Here is a 15,763-nt window from a genome sequence, read left to right on the forward strand (position 1 = left end):
GTCATTTCCCCTGAAACACCGCCGTGCGTTTTTCCAGGAAGGCCGAAACGCCCTCGGCATAGTCGGCGCTTTCACCGCAGGTCTTCATGGCGTCCGCCTCAACTTCCAGATGGTCGTCCAGTGTGTTGACGGCCGAGGCCTGAATGCACTGCTTGGTCATCCCCAAACCCAGTGTCGGCCCGTTGGCCAGCTTGTCAGCCAGCGCACGGGCCTCCTCCATCAACTCGTCGTCCGGCAACGCCTTCCAGATCAGCCCCCAATCCGCCGCCTGTTCCGCTGACAATGGTTCGCCAGTCATCGCCAGCCCCTTGGCTCGCGCCTCGCCCACCAGATGCGGCAGATGCCAGCTGCCGCCGGTATCAGGGATCAGGCCCACCTTGGCAAAGGACTGAATAAATCTGGCGCTGTGTCCTGCCATGACGATGTCGCAGGCCAGTGACAAGTTGGCCCCGGCCCCAGCCGCCACACCGTTCACCGCGCAGATCACTGGAAAGTTCAGCGAGCGGATCAGCCGCACCAGCGGCGCATAGAATGTGCGCACAGTGTTACCCAAATCCGGCGGGCCATCCTTCTTGGAGGGGTCCCGATCACCCAGATCCTGCCCAGCGCAGAACCCACGCCCAGCACCGGTTAGCAGGATTGCGCGCATGCCGGTATCCCGCGCGCCCTGAATGACTGATCGCAGCGCATAGTGCATTTCGTCATTGAAGGAATTCAACCGGTCCGGGCGGTTCAACGTGATCTCGATCCAATTGCCGTGATCCACTGTCAGGATAGTGTCGCTCATGAATTCTCCCCCTGAAAATACCGCCTCAAAAGGCGCTTAAACAAATTTCTTGCATAAACCGACCGGTTGGTCAATAAATTCCACAGACAATTTCAGCCCATCATGAACGGAGCGCACTATGAGCATTCAACAGGTTTCCAGCTTTGCCAGTGGTCAATGGATTGCTCCGGGCGCAGGCGCGCGCAATATCGCCAGCGCCATCACTGGTGAGGTCATCGCCACCGCAGGCAACGACGCGCTGGATGTGCAGGCGATGCTGAACTATGGCCGCAATGTCGGAGGCCCGGCCCTGCGCGCGATGACCTTCCACGACCGCGCCCGCATGCTCAAGGCGCTGTCCGGGCACCTGAACCAGCACAAGCAGGCGCTCTACGAGGCTTCATTTGATACTGGTGCGACCCAGAGCGATCACATGATCGACGTGGACGGCGGCATCGGCACCATGTTTGTCTTTGCCTCCAAGGGGCGGCGCGAAATGCCCGACGCGCAGGTCTATCTGGATGGCGAGATTGAACAACTCAGCCGCAATGGTACCTTCTTGGGCCAGCACATCTGCACCCCGCTGCAGGGTGTCGCAGTGCATATCAACGCCTTCAACTTCCCGGTCTGGGGCATGCTGGAAAAACTCGCCCCCACCCTGCTGGCTGGCATGCCCGCCATCGTCAAACCAGCAACCAACAGCTGCTATGTCACCGAACTGGCCGTCCGCCTGATGCTCGACAGCGGCATTTTACCCGCTGGTGCACTACAACTGGTCTCGGGCGGATTGGGAGACATGCTGGACCATCTGAGCATGATGGATGTGGTCAGCTTTACCGGATCTGCCAATACCGCGTTGAAACTACGCTCGAACCCGGTGATCCTGGAAAACTCGGTCCGGTTCGTGGCCGAGCAAGACAGCCTCAACGCCTCGATCCTCGGCCCAGATGCCGTTCCCGGCACGCTTGAATTTGACCTGTTCGTCAAAGAGGTCAGCCGCGAGATGACCACCAAGGCGGGGCAGAAATGTACCGCCGTGCGCCGCATCATCGCACCGAACGGCCAAGTAGAGGCAGTGATCGAGGCTCTGTCAGCACGACTAGCCAAAACCACTATCGGTGACCCTCGACGGGAAACCACCCGCATGGGCGCGCTGGTCAGCATGGGCCAGAAACATGACGTGCTGGAAAAGGCCGCTATTATCGGGTCTGAGGCCACCCGCGTTTACGGCGACCCCGACAACTTCACCGTCGATGGCGCCGACGCCGACAAGGGGGCCTTTGTCCCGCCGATGCTGTTCCACTGCGCCGACCCAGATAAGGCCCAGCGCGTGCATGACACCGAAGCCTTTGGCCCCGTCTCCACCGTGATGGGCTATCGCGATGTGGACCACGCGGTTGAGCTGGCCAACAAGGGCCAAGGCTCGCTGGTGGCCTCGGTTATCACCCATGATGCCGAGGTTGCGCGACAGGTTGCCATGGGCGCAGGCGCCTATCATGGGCGTCTGTATTTCAACAACCGCGACAGCATGAAGGAAAGCACCGGTCACGGCTCACCCCTGCCGCACATGGTGCACGGCGGCCCCGGTCGCGCCGGTGGAGGTGAGGAGTTGGGCGGCGTGCGCGGTGTGATGCATTACATGCAGCGCACCGCTATTCAGGGCAGCCCCGACATTCTGTCGGCAATCGGCCAGCAATGGGTGCCCGGCGGCACTGAGGTTAAGGGGCCAGCGCACCCATTCACCCGCAAGTTTGGCGAACTGGCGATTGGCGAAACCCTGCACAGCCCATCCCGCACCGTGACGCTGGAAGACATCGAAACCTTTGCCAACTTCACCGGCGATACTTTCTACGCTCACATGGACGACGATGCCGCCAAGCGGAACCCGTTCTTCCCGGGTCGCGTCGCCCATGGCTATCTGCTGCTCTCCTTTGCCGCCGGCCTGTTTGTCGAACCCAACGAGGGCCCAGTTCTGGCCAACACCGGGTTGGACAACCTGCGTTTCATGCAGCCGGTATCCGCCGGTGACAGCATCAAGGTGCGCCTCACGGTGAAAAAGAAAACGCCGCGCAACGAGGAATACGGCGAAGTACGCTGGCATGTGACGCTGACCAATCAGGACGACGAAAAGGTGGCCGAATACGAATTGCTGACAATGAACGCATTCTAAGCAGGAAAATCGGCATCAAACCGCCCCAAGTTGTGCAAGACGGCGAATTTGCACGGAAATCGACTGGTCTCGCCCGGCGGCGAGACCTACATAGGTTACATGACCTATTCAGATGACCAATGGTTTGAAACCACTGTTAACCTGCTGAGCGACCCGCAAAACCAGCGTGTTTGGTCGGTGATCATTTCCCTGTTTGGCGATTTGGCCCAGAAACCCGGTAATCAGATCAGTGGTGGCACCCTCACCCAGATCATCACCCCCATGGGGATCAAACCCGAGGCCATCCGGGTGGCGCTGCACCGCTTGCGCAAGGATGGTTGGCTCGAAAGCTCTCGTTCTGGGCGTGCCTCGATCCACTATCTGACCGAATATGGCCGTAACCAATGCGCAGCTGTCACGCCCCGGATCTATGCCCGCGAACCTGCCTCGCCACAGAACTGGCATGTGCTGATCGCGGCTGATGCCCATGGTCAGGCAGCCCTGGATGAAATGCTGTTGCTTCCTGGATATATAGCGGTCAATCGCACCACGGTGCTGGGCACGGGGCCAAAGCCCAAGAAATCGCATGATCTGATGGCGCTGGACGCCACCAACATCAGCCTGCCCAATTGGCTGAAAACCCAGCTATTCCCATCCGAGCTGTCCAGATCTAGCGCCAGTTTTCTAAAAGCGCTCAACCGCATTGCCGACCCGATACCCGACCTGACCGCCGAGCAAATGGCAACCCTGCGCACTCTGATCGTGCACCGCTGGCGGCGCATTGTGCTGCGCCATCCTGATCTTCCGGCTAGCTTTCACCCCACAGCCTGGCCCGGTGACGCCTGCCGGGACAATGTTTTTGCCCTGCTCGACCGGATACCGCGCCCAAAATTGGCGGTCATGCCCGAGCCAGCCGACCTTTGACCACCTCTCAAAACGGATTTCAGACATGTCTGCCCTAGCTTCCATTGCCGTTGCCACTGCCGCCCTACCTGCGGCACTGCTTGGTGCGTCCCATTTGAAAACACGGCGGCTGGCGAAACAGGCCGAAACGCTGGTGCCGCTCTGTGGCCAGCTGCAACCCGTTCCCGGCGGCCTGATCCACTATGTCGAAATGGGACCAGCTGATGCCCAGCCGCTGGTCCTCATCCACGGATTATCCGGGCAACTGCAACACTTCACCTATGCGCTTGCAGACCTGCTTGCGCCGGACTTCCGACTTATCATCCTCGACCGCCCCGGCTGCGGTTACTCGACCCGCGACCACGACGATCTGGCCACGCTGCCTGAGCAAGCCAAGATGATCCTAGCCTTTCTAGAGGCCCGCAAGGTGGAACAGCCCATTCTATGCGGCCACTCGCTAGGTGGTGCTGTTGCCTTGACGATGGCGATGGAAGCCCCGGATAAAGTAAAGGGACTGGCACTGCTGGCTCCGCTCACCCACCCGGTTGCTGATCCAGGCGTTTTCAAAGGGTTGATCGTCAACACCCCCTTCATGCGTCGCTTAATAGCGCAAACCGTTGCCATCCCTGCCGCACAACGCACCGCTGCCGACGTGTTGCAACAAGTCTTTGCGCCATCCTCCTGCCCCGATGATTTCTTGGTCAAGGCAGGCGGCGCGTTGGGTCTGCGCCCGAAAAGCTTTGTGGCGGCCTCTTCCGACGCGACCTTGGCCAGCAGTCGCATTGACCAGCAATCCACACGCTATGCATCCGACCTCAGAACTCCGGGTGCAATCCTGTTCGGAGAAGCCGACGCCATACTGGATCCAAACACCCAAGGCTCAGCGATGGCCCAGTTCGGCCTGCCCTGCCAGGTAACAGCCGCCGAGGGGCATATGTTGCCAATCACCGCCCCGGCATTATGCGACCAGTTCATACGGAAAACCGCTGCGGATCTGTCCTAATCAGTGCACAGCCAATTTGGTGTGCCACGCCGGATCAATTCCCTCCCAGAGAGAAAAACACATGCAATGTCATTTTGAACCTTTTTCTCTCTTGACCCCACCCCGTGAACCTCCTAAATCGCCTCCACACAGCGTGGCGGTATAGCTCAGTTGGTTAGAGCAGCGGAATCATAATCCGCGTGTCCGGGGTTCAAGTCCCTGTACCGCCACCAAAACACCCTGAAAATCAGACGTTTGCAGGCAGTAGCCAAAATCCTCCTTGCGAGTTTCCCACCGGGACTGCAATAGGACTGCAACCCGACGCTAAGGATTCTAACCCGGTCCTAACCGATTGTCTTTACTATTAGCTTGCCCCCGGAAGTTGGCGTGCAGACCAAGTAGCATTCATCGCTGGAGATAGTCCAAACTTCATTGATTTGGCGTTTAAAATCCTGACTTTAGTGCATCGTGCACGCCCAGGGCACCATTCAACTCGATAGCGTTCAGGCCAACAGATCGCTACCCTTAGATTTTCCAAGCGACACCTTGATGTGTGCATTTTCTGTTTCATATTTTGCATCACACGTCAGCTGCGATGTAGAGCGATTTTCTGCATCGCTATGAAGTGAAAGCAGTCTTAATCACATCGCCACCATAAATATCACCTTGGTACTCTGAAACCGCCACACTCTTTTTAGAGAACCATCCGTTTTTGATGATGTCTGAGGAAGGGAATTGCCGCTTAAACCCAAGGTAGACCTCTTTCGTCATCAAGATTGGCGGCGTGCTGCTTGTTTCAACCACGTTGCGAAAAATTTTATGATGAGCGTAATAGTGGGGATCATTATGGATAATTGAGCGTGAAAACGAGTGTATAGGCAACTCATCCACAAACTCTTCAAAACTCTTCTTCAGCCAGACCCATTCCTTGATGTAGGGGTAATAATAGCCAACATTCAGGCAGGCCTCTTGTCGTGTCGTCTGCGGCTTGTTCGCCATATCGGTTAGTTTTGAAGCGACATTTGCTGGCCTCCCCAACCAGACTAACCCCTTGTAGCTATTTGTTTCATTGCCACGGCGGACGATTCCAACTTTAGTTATAAGCATTTTCCCAAAGTCTATGCCAATACCGCATTGGATCTCATTGTGTTTGAAGTGTTTGTTCAAAACGTACTGAGAGACTGAATTCATTAGAACAGCAGTTTCTACAGCGTGCTTGAAACAATCCTTTTTATCAAACACCACCATCACACGGTCGCCAATGATCCCACGAACGTGTCCTCCATAATATCTGGCGGCGCGCGTCATCGAACGGCCGAACGCGCTATATAGCTTTGCGACAGTAGCCCTCCGGTGGGACAAATTCAGTTCGGTCGATTTCCGGATGTCGATATACAAAACGCAAGTTTCAATCAGCTTACAGCTTTGTTTCTGAGTATCCGTGTTGGGGAAAGTGATCCTGGCGTCGTCTGGCTTTGGCACGAAATCGGTTTCGACAACCTCAACATCAAAATCTGATGCCAAAATCGACGCCACCTCCTCTGAAAGCTCTTCTTTCAATGTCTCTAAGCTCATAAATGAGTGGCTCCGCTCAAATTCGACTGAATAGCTCTATTACAAAACTACTGGTTAACATCACTGAGCTTAAAACAAGCAGCAATGCCGCCACAGAAAAATGGTTCATCTTGTCGGCAGCAATCCGGCAGTTCACAACAGTTTGAACCGACAGATCGTGCTCTAACGCCCCGCTTGCTTCACCATACCGTGAAGAAAATTCAGACTGAAATTCTTCGGCGCTCAGTAAGGCAATATCGCCAAAAAAAAGAAGGTTCGACGTTTCGGCGCCGACCTTCTGTTTTGTTTTTTTCCAGCTTAATTGGGGTATGAAGCTCCGGGCCGAAACTAAGGCCGCTGCCAAAGCTATGCATAAGCCCAAAACCTCGTGTGGTTGGAGATCTGTTAGCTGATCTCGAATTTGCAGCGTAGCAAGAACCAACGCCGATGCGAACGCAATTGCTGCACCGTTTTTCGTCTCTGCAAATTTCAAAAAATCTATGGCTCGTTGAAGGTTGTCTTGGTGAAGGGCGATCAAGCCTGCTTGGTTTGGGGTCATTTACGACTACCTCTTGGGACGGATTGTTGAAATGAAGACTATCTGATTTCGCCGGGAAGATGAAAGGTGACAATACCGCTCGCCCGTTGAGGCATGCCCTAAAAAAGCCAAAAGTACATTTGTCAGGGACTTCTTACTCTTGAGACATCGTCTCCAAGAGTAAGAGGACCAAGATTATTTATTGAGCAATATCAATTAGTTACCACCCCCTTATGTTTCAATAAAATGAAATGTCGATGTTTCAGACATGTAAGTCATTGATATTAAACGGTTTAAATTTGTTTCATCGGATTTTTTTTAATTTCAACAAACGGTCCATTTCCCTCTGTATCTGAAACAGAGGAGATCAGAATTGGGACCAAGCGATACATTTCTTAAGACGCCGGAAGAACGGGTGCAAATGCGTGATTTCATCAACGCGGAGCAGGAAGAGGCTCGGAAGGCATACGACAAAAACAGGCAAAATGAGGGATTCACCCAAGTTTACGAAAAGGGATGGGTAAAACTGCGCTTTCTCATTGTGCAAAATAAGTCAGCCGCAATTTTGTATTCCTACCTTGCTCAACATGTTGACGCATCGAGTGGAGCGCTTATCGCTTCTCAGGAGGCTCTGGGGGATGAAACGGGGCTGAGCAGGACAACGCTTTGGCGTGCTTCTAAACACTTAGAAGAAGTTGGATCGCTGATCCGCTTCAAAGTTGGCGGATCGTACTATGCGTATGCCCTGAGTGAGACTGAGGTTTGGAAGTCCAGAGACAGTGCAAAAGAAACAGCGGCGTTTCGGACCAAAACACTCACCAAAAAATCCGATCAACCAGGGCGTCTTAATCGGCGCGTCAAGGTCTTGTTGAAAGACCAAGGAGAAACTCAATGACCACGGTTCAAAACTGCCACCTGATATTTTCATCAAACTTAGACGGACATACTATGCCGATTCCAACTACTGAGGAAATTCGCACTGAACTCGATAAGCTTCTTTCAGTTGTGCGAGCAAGTAGCGGTGTCAGCCAACGGTTGGCCGAGTTCATTTGGGCCGCCCATTGCAGTTCCGGCCTATTTGACTTCGGTCTATTCAGCTCACTTGATCCCGGTAATTTGATCCGAGCTAAGATGATCTTGAATTATCGCCTAAACCGAGATTTTGGTGGCTACGAGCTTCCTTTGTCTGGTCCCGAACAGGATTACTTACGCAGTTTGTGCACCCCCCAAATGGAACTCACCTAATTACTTTGGAAAGACCGAAGGGCAAAAAGGAAACTGACTCCCTTTTTACGAGCCGCCGCTTCGAGCCCAACAAACGCCGCGCACGATTTTATCGAGAGACCGCTGAAAGCTCCTACCTCCCATGGCTGGAAGGGGCGTGTTGGCAGTAGGTTCGGCGTTTGAAATTTTTGCGATCTATGACGATTAAAGACCTCGCACTTTTTCACGGCGCGCCTAAACACAATCTCGACACGCCGTTAGTCACCTGCAATTTGCACCCACCCAGCGGTCGGAGAGCCGATGAAAGCTTCGTTAGTATAGCGTTCTCTGAAGTCAGGCATCTGGAAGCCACACTGTGAGCCCGGCGTCAACAAATCCATGTATCCCTCAAACTGGTCGAGTAGCAGAAATCGGCTTATCGTAGGTAGCTTGGAAAAATCTGTGGTGAACTCATTTAGATCCCTGACAATTCTGGCACCATTTGGCACAGCTGTCGGCCCCCCTGAAGTCTGAGACTTTGCATTGCGTTGATTGTATTCGTTAAAACGGTGGCTCGCACTGTGAACAAACTGAGATCTATGTTTGTTATATAAACGCTTAACCCAGTTTTCTAATCCGTTGCAATTTTCCTTATCCAAAGGAAATGATTTTGAAAGTGAGCTAATCAAGTTTTCGGTGATAGCCTTCCTATCCCCAACAAGGTTGTGACTATGTATGGTTCCGCATTTTTCGCAGATCACCTTCCCAGAGCATTGGGCTTGAAGGTGCTTGCTAAGCGCCCCCATTCCAGCCAAAAATCCAACAATCGCCAAGGCTTGGTTTTCAGAAGAAACTCTTAACGCTCCGTAATGAGCAAGAAGGGCATTTTGAAATTCCTCTTTCTTCTTTGGGGGGAATTTCTCGAACTGATCTACAAGGGATCTGATTAGAGACTTAGATTCTTTTTGAAGAGGGACGGCGGACCACCGAGCATCGACAAAGCCCTTGCCATATACCTTGTGACCGTCCGAAATTTTGAAACGGTCAATATTTCCAGTCACTTCGTCAGGTGTATTTTCGAGATTGGCTTCTCTCCAAAGTGTCCCCGTTGCTATTGAACCGATTGCCAAAAATAAGCTAAATTTTTCGACTGCTTTTCTTTGTGCATCACGCCGAGTTTTGCCTGTAGTTTTGATCAACACCGCCGCGATGTGTTTGTCACCGTACATTTGAGAAGGGAGTACTCTAATGATCCCGTTCTGCACGGAGAAACCACTGGTCACTTTGAAAGACACTGGCATATGAATGTAAAATATAAATAGGCGCCTGGTTAGTTCGAACTTCCTCTTTGGTCGCCCTGCTTCATTGATATGGGCATCCAATAGCGCCTTTAGTTCGTCATACTTCTTTCCAGAAATTTTTTTGATACTTGGGTTACCTTCGCCTTTTCCATACATTTCAGAAGTAGCCAGATAGCCTCTTGCCTTAAAGGGGGGAGCCCCCTTTTCAAGTTCAAAAACAACACCGATGCGGACTGTTGCAGCTCGGTTTCGCCATGGCAGGTGCCATTCAAATCGGATTATCGTCTTTTCTCCGTCCTGATTTGGGTAGAAGTAGCTATTTCCACCATTTTTTTCAGCCGAAAGGAAAAGGTTTTCAAAAAACTCCTCGGTGGAAACGTCAATTAGCCTTGCCGTAACTTCCCAAGTGCTTCCGCTCGGATATCGACTGTAGCTATTTCTCACCGCGTGCTTTTGAGGTGAGGGGCTTTCGGCGGGCCCTGTCGCGTTCAGCTTAAGGTGCATTTTGAATCCACTTATAAATATTACCCAAAGAAATTAGCTGGGGTACGGTTTCGTTTTCACAACTTACTTGCCCTGATCGTTTCCTTGAAGCGTGCATTTCCAAGATGAAGACCTGAAAGGAAACCGGGCTCTTTACCGCAAAATACGGAGTCCTATATTTCGCTCTCATTCTCCGAACAAAACTTTCGAGCAATAAGTTAATGGTAAGAACCGCTTTTTGCATCACAATGCGTTGATTGCTCTCGCACTCTATCTTACGGGGTTGAAATCCAGAGCAATCGCTCCCATTTCGCTTTAGCAAGCCTGCGGAAATGCACCGCATATAACACCACGGTGCGATATCTCAGGTTATCAATTTGCTCTGGCTATCTGAGCCAGCTCTCACGGAAAAATTCCGTTTGACCCTTCGGATTTTCAAAAATGGCCAATTTTATAATCGCGGCATGTGCCGCGATTATAACCATGGAGCCGATATGATAATTCCACCAACACCGCAACCCATAAATTCTCTCGTTGACATCAAAACCGTCTGCGCGACCTTGTGCCGGTCTCGCGCCAGTATCTACCGCGACATTAAACGCGGTGATTTTCCCGAGCCGATCAAGCTGGGCGGTTCATCACGTTGGCGTATGTCCGATCTCAACAAAATCATTGATCCCGATTTTTCGACAGCGGCTTGAACCAGAGCATACCGCACCGACTACATTTAGAAAGCAAGGAACTAAAATGAAACCCATCACAAACCTGACCAGCATTGAAGCAGAAGGCATCAAGCTGGCGCTCTCCCATCTCATTGATGAGGGGGATCTGGAAGCAGCGACTTCGTTGCTCGACGCATCCATCGAAGTTGTGGAGACCCAAACGGGCGGAATACGCGCTTTCATGTTTCAGGCTCTATTCCTTGTCGCATGTGCGCAACAAACTTCATCGTCGAATTCCCGTCTTCACTAAAGGACAAAAAATGACACATCCCACCTATCCCCCCAATTGCCCTTTCCACCTTCACCATACGACACACGGCCTTCTCTATACGGGGCAGCTTGTTGCTGGAATGTCGGTACTGACACACGGGAAATCGCTCGAGCTGCAGTATTCCGCTAACGATGAAAACCTCGATCAAGTTCTCGCTTCAATAGAAAGGATGAATAGTATCCTTGAAAATGCCTTGGAAAAAATAGTCGACGAAATCTGACTTGTTAACCACCACGCTCAGTCCCGCCTATGCGGGGCTTTGTCTTTTTGGGTGGGCGGTAATGATAGTGTTCTGCCTCGGCTGCTTCTGGGGGCGAGCGGTGTTGCCCCTCATGAGGCAAAAGCCGCGCCTTCAAGGTATCGCGCAGTACGATCAACTCACGATAAATCCGCCGAACGCGACGCCCATGGAGAATATGGCGAGTAAGCCCAACGCGGGCAGCCGCCAAGAATGACGGTTGGCGGCCTGGGCATAGTCGAGGACCGCTTTGGAATGGGCGACTTGCTGGTCCTGTGTGTCTGTCAGATTGTCTATGTTCTTGGTTAGGCTGGCCAGATTGTTCGAATGGCGGTCGATTTCCGTCAGAAGCCTCGACATGCCCGCTACCGCGCTCTCGCTGTTTTGAGACGCCGCCGTTGCGCTTCGTCTTGTTGATTCCATAGCCTGTTCCCAATCGAATGGTTCCTGCATTTTCCTTCTCCTCTTTTAGTTTATTGATTTCGCGGATAACTGCATTCGCCTCGTCCCGTGTGTGGCCTTGGTCGATGTGCGTCCATTTCTCTTTACTTTTCTTCTTAGCTTCCGGGGTCGCCCGGGAACTTGCGCCTTCGTGGATAGTTGGAATTCTGTCGATGCCTCGCTCCGCATATGACAGGTGGCTAATCTCGGATTCTGCACCAAAGCCCCAATCTCGCATCATCCTATTGTGAAGCTCGGCCCACGCCCGCGCAGCGGTTTCGATGGCATTTTTTCGGGCAAATCCAAGGGTGCTCTTCGGCCTTCCGCGCCCACCTGTCTTCTGCTGAACATCGAAGAACACGAAATGGGCATGTGGGTTCTTCCTGTCGTTACCATGTTGGTCGTGGATGGCTGCGACATACCCAGCAAGACCCTTGCTCAATTGCTCCGCGTAGGCTCGTGTCAGGGCCTCTCTGTGCTCTGGGGCAGATTCTGCTGGCAGTGCAATAACAAATCGCTCACAGACGCGTCCCTTGCGCTTTTGAGCTTCATCCTCAGCAAAGGCGGCGGCCTTCTGATGGGAACCGCCAGAAAGCCGTTCCTGCATCACGACACGCGCTGCCTGTGGCCGAACGATGTAACGAATGTGGGCCGCTGTTTGGCCCACTATTGCCGCGCGGCTTTGATCCGTTCGCTTTGCTGAAAATGTCTTTACCGAATGCCGAAATGAAAATAATGCCATTTTTTACTGAGGGCGGCGTGGATAAAATTGCGAAGCTTTTTATCCGTTGTGCGCCTTACTCCCTATCTCCTTCCTGAAACGGAATTAGGGCACTCATCATGCAAACGGAAAACCTTGACTTGTTTGAAGCTCAGCGGAAAAAACGCAGCCAAATAATGAAGTTCATTGTCAGCTATTGTCGCAAGCACCGGATGAGATCTTATGATCTGTTGGAGTTATCGCAAGAAGCGCTTGACGAGATAGCTTGCGAAGTGGTCGATCTGTTTGAAGATCGCTATTTGCAACTCTACAAGAAAACGCCCCCTGGGGTGGGGGCGTCATATGATGCTGGCAAACCCGGTTCTCGGGGCCAGTCGCGGGGTTAATGCCGCGTCGTGTTCTCGCCATCCTCTTCGTCGTCGATGCCAGATGTGTTGACGATCAATTCGTAGGCATCCGACAGGTTATTCAATGCATCAACTCTGGGGTCTTCGATCCCCACCAAAATCCGGGTAGCAGCCAAGTAATGTTTGGCAGAACCACTTGCCCCAGAATTAGCCAACGGATCGAGATGTGCGAGTATTGCGTCAATGGTTTCAACAGGCGTTCGTAGTTCTTTTAGAAGCGTTGAACCAGTCCGGCGGATGTCATGGCGCGTCCAGTTGCTCGTATCGCTTACCATAAAGACAGCGCGGCTCGTCCTGTCCCAGTTAGAAAGTATACCGCCATCACGGTTTGGGAAAATATAGGCTGTGGGGACACGGTTTCGGAACCCGGGTAGATCTTTGAGCAAAACCAAGGCGGCGCGAGAAAGGGGAAGTTCGTCCTCCCGTTCTCCTCCTTCGGTTGCCTTTACCTTACGTGTCCAAACTCCGCTTTTGAAATTGACGTCACTCCACCTGGCGTTTGAAATCTCGCTGACACGGGCGAGTGTTAAGAATGCAAACTTCATTGCTATCGGCCCGAAGTCATTTTCGGGCGGAGTATTTCGGCGACGCAATGCTGGGTGAGTTGGGTAAATCAGGAATGGCAAAATCTTTGCCAGTTCTTCCTCCATCAACACGCGATGACGAATACCCTTGATGCTCGGATCATCGGCGGATGGGTCATGAACAAGATGAACATTAGGAGTGTTCAGCCTGTTCAACCGCCCTGCTCCGATCTTTACATATTCACCGCGATGTGCTGCCCACTCAAATACTGGAGATATATAGGCCAATGCCCGTGACACTTGCCCATTAGCGCTGGTTTTCCCTTTCAACGGGCGAAGAGGCTTGTAGTTGACCGTACAGGCGGCAATGTTTTTTTCAGAGATTTCTTCAACAGGTTTATCCAATAGGGGAGCGAATACGCACTCAATTGTGCTGCGCATATTGCTTTTCGACTTAGGCCCACCCCGCGGACGCCACCCTTTCTTAGTACCCGCAAACGCTTGCTGCGCCTCGAGCAGAAGCTCCGCGAGGGTCGTTTGGTCATTTCTTTGCGCGCCGGTGGGCATTTCAAAGTCCTCACCGACATATTTGAGGCCATAGATAATCTTCTTGCATCGTTCCCGGCCCACCTTGATGCTCATCTCGGGATACCCACCGATGGTAATGGTGCGGTTTTTCCCCCGATGATCCCGGAACATCGCCGCCATGGATTTCTTGCCGCTCGGCATTATCCGCAAGGTAAAGCCTTCAACCTTCGTGTCCTTTATGTGATAGCGTTTGGACCTAATTTCGGCGTGCTTAGCTGCGCGGTCGGTGATCTCTTTTTTCACTTGTCGTTCCAATCATTTCGTTGTTGCAGAAACGAAATTGGCGACTTCCGACAATCCCAAACCTGGACTGCGCGGGACTGCAAAACCGCTTAGATTGGATGAGAAAGGGTGGGACAGGTTTAGACAACTTATGTTGCAGACAAAGCTCACCGAAGAAACATAATCACCTGCATTCAAAGGTAATTTTCCGTATTGACCCGTCTCAATTTGAACATTGATGTATCAGTCTGAACCTTTAGGTGAACGGTATCCTGCGGAATCATAATCCGCGTGTCCGGGGTTCAAGTCCCTGTACCGCCACCAAATCCCCAGACCAAAATCCGAGATGAATGAGCCGTTGTGTCAGGGCAATTCCGTTGGCACAGGTTATTTGAATTCATGGCTACCTTGGCCAATGCGCAAGCCCCCTCATCAGCGCGAAACCCAAAAGAGGTTTCGGGATTTCAATGGGTTACTTTTGACCCATTCGGCATGGGAATTGACATCACCTAGCGCAGGAGCCAAGTTTCCACAGTATAGTGAAACTATTTGAGATCACCCATTGCTGATAGTCTACAAATTATTCTTCAGGTTCTATCGAGAAGTTTCGGAGCTGAAACTCTGGCTGATTTCCGTAATGGCCTTTGTTTTCTTTGTCATTTCCTGGGTTTTATTTCGACTTGCAGGTGAACTTGAACTCACCCAAAGCATTACTGATTTCATCTACTTTGCGGCCACCACTGCCTCAACTGTTGGCTACGGAGACATCTCGCCTCAGACCAAAGCCGGACGCCTGATCGCAGCGTTCTGGTTTTTCCCTGGGTCTCTACTCATCTTCTCGGCCGTATTGGGGCGCCTCGCCGGGACAATGGTTGAAAGGATACGACGAATGGCCGATGGCTATGGAAATTACGAAGGCATGAGAAACGCCACTGTTATCGTTGGTTATCACCGAGACCAGACGCCACTTATGGTCGAAAACCTGATTGCCGGACACGACGGCGACGACAAAATTGTTCTTCTGGCCAAAGAGGTCCTTGGCGATCTTCCTGATAATTTGTATCTCGTGAAATCAGATCGACTGGATGCGCTTGGCTCCCTTCGCCGAGCAGCTATCGCGCAGGCGCAAAAGGCCATTGTCTATGCCGACAGCGATGCCGAGACGTTCAACACCTGCCTTGCCATCCGTGAGTTGAACGAAGACCTGCATATTGCAGCCTATTTTGAAGACCGGGACACCGCGCGCCGGGCCGGAAAGATTGCGGGTATTGAACCTGTCGTATCAAATGCCAGCGAATCTCTGGTGCGTGCGGCTCAAGATCCTGGATCGGGCAAGATCTTGATGGCTTTGTCCGCAGCCAATGTTGGTGCCACAATTTATTCTGCCACTGCAGCTACCCCAGTTGAGACTGCCACGCTGGATACTGCAATGCGTAAAGCAGAAGCCACCTTGATCGCAATTTCCCAACAAAACAATGCACAGGTCATTTTCCGGCCGTTCCCCGAAACCCTGGGCGCTTTGGGTGTGTTCTATTACCTTGCACAAGAACGGCTCAGTGCCACCGAGATATCGGCAGGCATGGCGGACAAGAATATCGAGATTGTGGTTTAGATACGATATCTGCAGCACCCCGAAAAGTTCCATCCAATGATCAACCAAGGGATTGGGATTCACTTTTTGGCCAACAAACCTACGCGGTGAAACAGGTCCTGGCTGCACAATTCCACATCTGAATTTCACGAGAATATT

At 52.2% G+C, this 15,763-nt stretch carries 16 protein-coding genes and 1 tRNA gene; 11 read left to right on the forward strand and 6 right to left on the reverse strand.

Going from position 1 to position 15,763, the window contains the following annotated elements:
* Nucleotide 1 precedes the first annotated feature (1 nt).
* The gene (gene paaG / locus AC2T28_RS18190) at nucleotides 2-787 is read right to left on the reverse strand and encodes a 2-(1,2-epoxy-1,2-dihydrophenyl)acetyl-CoA isomerase PaaG (protein WP_486750067.1); all 786 of its coding nucleotides are present in this window, start codon (nucleotides 785-787) and stop codon (nucleotides 2-4) included.
* 118 nt (nucleotides 788-905) lie between these two features.
* On the opposite strand from paaG, the gene paaZ reads away from it, so the two are divergent.
* The 4 genes from paaZ (at nucleotide 906) to AC2T28_RS18210 (ending at nucleotide 5,033) form a co-directional block, all read left to right on the forward strand.
* On the forward strand, nucleotides 906-2,936 hold the full coding sequence (paaZ, locus tag AC2T28_RS18195; protein ID WP_486750068.1) for a phenylacetic acid degradation bifunctional protein PaaZ: 2,031 nt from the start codon (nucleotides 906-908) through the stop codon (nucleotides 2,934-2,936).
* Between the two features lie 48 nt (nucleotides 2,937-2,984).
* On the forward strand, nucleotides 2,985-3,839 hold the full coding sequence (locus AC2T28_RS18200; RefSeq protein ID WP_486750069.1) for a PaaX family transcriptional regulator C-terminal domain-containing protein: 855 nt from the start codon (nucleotides 2,985-2,987) through the stop codon (nucleotides 3,837-3,839).
* A 25-nt stretch (nucleotides 3,840-3,864) separates the two neighbouring features.
* On the forward strand, nucleotides 3,865-4,821 hold the full coding sequence (locus AC2T28_RS18205) for an alpha/beta fold hydrolase (protein WP_486750070.1): 957 nt from the start codon (nucleotides 3,865-3,867) through the stop codon (nucleotides 4,819-4,821).
* A 135-nt stretch (nucleotides 4,822-4,956) separates the two neighbouring features.
* Nucleotides 4,957-5,033: transfer RNA gene (locus AC2T28_RS18210), tRNA-Met, on the forward strand.
* Between the two features lie 385 nt (nucleotides 5,034-5,418).
* On the opposite strand, the gene AC2T28_RS18215 is transcribed toward AC2T28_RS18210, so the two are convergent.
* Nucleotides 5,419-6,375, reverse strand: a complete 957-nt coding sequence (locus AC2T28_RS18215) for an adenylate/guanylate cyclase domain-containing protein (RefSeq protein ID WP_486750071.1) — start codon at nucleotides 6,373-6,375, stop codon at nucleotides 5,419-5,421.
* 16 nt (nucleotides 6,376-6,391) lie between these two features.
* Nucleotides 6,392-6,913, reverse strand: coding sequence for a Pycsar system effector family protein (locus tag AC2T28_RS18220; RefSeq protein WP_486750072.1), 522 nt, complete (start codon nucleotides 6,911-6,913; stop codon nucleotides 6,392-6,394).
* A 352-nt stretch (nucleotides 6,914-7,265) separates the two neighbouring features.
* On the opposite strand from AC2T28_RS18220, the gene AC2T28_RS18225 reads away from it, so the two are divergent.
* Together AC2T28_RS18225 and AC2T28_RS18230 are read left to right on the forward strand one after the other, a co-directional pair.
* Nucleotides 7,266-7,787, forward strand: coding sequence for a replication/maintenance protein RepL (locus tag AC2T28_RS18225; protein ID WP_486750073.1), 522 nt, complete (start codon nucleotides 7,266-7,268; stop codon nucleotides 7,785-7,787).
* Entirely contained in the window at nucleotides 7,784-8,137 is a 354-nt protein-coding gene (locus AC2T28_RS18230; protein WP_486750074.1) for a hypothetical protein, read from the forward strand. The genes AC2T28_RS18225 and AC2T28_RS18230 overlap by 4 nt, the downstream gene beginning before the upstream one ends.
* A gap of 236 nt (nucleotides 8,138-8,373) precedes the next feature.
* Here the strand turns inward: AC2T28_RS18230 and AC2T28_RS18235 are convergent, their stop codons facing one another.
* Nucleotides 8,374-9,900, reverse strand: coding sequence for a hypothetical protein (locus tag AC2T28_RS18235; RefSeq protein ID WP_486750075.1), 1,527 nt, complete (start codon nucleotides 9,898-9,900; stop codon nucleotides 8,374-8,376).
* Between the two features lie 473 nt (nucleotides 9,901-10,373).
* Here AC2T28_RS18235 and AC2T28_RS18240 point away from each other — a divergent pair, with 473 nt between their 5' ends.
* The 3 genes from AC2T28_RS18240 to AC2T28_RS18250 are packed head-to-tail and all read left to right on the forward strand — an operon-like array spanning nucleotide 10,374 to nucleotide 11,092.
* The gene (locus AC2T28_RS18240; protein ID WP_486750076.1) at nucleotides 10,374-10,580 is read left to right on the forward strand and encodes a helix-turn-helix transcriptional regulator; all 207 of its coding nucleotides are present in this window, start codon (nucleotides 10,374-10,376) and stop codon (nucleotides 10,578-10,580) included.
* A gap of 46 nt (nucleotides 10,581-10,626) precedes the next feature.
* Complete coding sequence (locus tag AC2T28_RS18245; protein ID WP_486750077.1) at nucleotides 10,627-10,851, forward strand: hypothetical protein; 225 nt, start codon at nucleotides 10,627-10,629, stop codon at nucleotides 10,849-10,851.
* A gap of 10 nt (nucleotides 10,852-10,861) precedes the next feature.
* Nucleotides 10,862-11,092 (forward strand): hypothetical protein, encoded by a 231-nt coding sequence (locus AC2T28_RS18250; RefSeq protein WP_486750078.1) that lies wholly within the window; start codon nucleotides 10,862-10,864, stop codon nucleotides 11,090-11,092.
* A gap of 4 nt (nucleotides 11,093-11,096) precedes the next feature.
* Here AC2T28_RS18250 and AC2T28_RS18255 read toward each other — a convergent pair whose 3' ends face one another.
* Nucleotides 11,097-12,293, reverse strand: coding sequence for a MobA/MobL family protein (locus tag AC2T28_RS18255; protein WP_486750079.1), 1,197 nt, complete (start codon nucleotides 12,291-12,293; stop codon nucleotides 11,097-11,099).
* Between the two features lie 98 nt (nucleotides 12,294-12,391).
* Here AC2T28_RS18255 and AC2T28_RS18260 point away from each other — a divergent pair, with 98 nt between their 5' ends.
* The gene (locus AC2T28_RS18260; protein ID WP_486750080.1) at nucleotides 12,392-12,658 is read left to right on the forward strand and encodes a hypothetical protein; all 267 of its coding nucleotides are present in this window, start codon (nucleotides 12,392-12,394) and stop codon (nucleotides 12,656-12,658) included.
* Here AC2T28_RS18260 and AC2T28_RS18265 read toward each other — a convergent pair.
* Nucleotides 12,655-14,034 (reverse strand): tyrosine-type recombinase/integrase, encoded by a 1,380-nt coding sequence (locus AC2T28_RS18265; protein ID WP_486750081.1) that lies wholly within the window; start codon nucleotides 14,032-14,034, stop codon nucleotides 12,655-12,657. The two genes, AC2T28_RS18260 and AC2T28_RS18265, sit on opposite strands and share 4 nt — an antisense overlap.
* Nucleotides 14,035-14,650: 616 nt before the next feature.
* Between AC2T28_RS18265 and AC2T28_RS18270 the strand changes: the two genes are divergently transcribed.
* Nucleotides 14,651-15,625: a potassium channel family protein gene (locus tag AC2T28_RS18270; RefSeq protein ID WP_486750082.1), complete on the forward strand. Its 975-nt coding sequence runs from the start codon at nucleotides 14,651-14,653 to the stop codon at nucleotides 15,623-15,625.
* The last annotated feature ends 138 nt before the right edge of the window (nucleotides 15,626-15,763 follow it).

The sequence above is a fragment of the Parasedimentitalea nitratireducens genome (assembly GCF_057444295.1).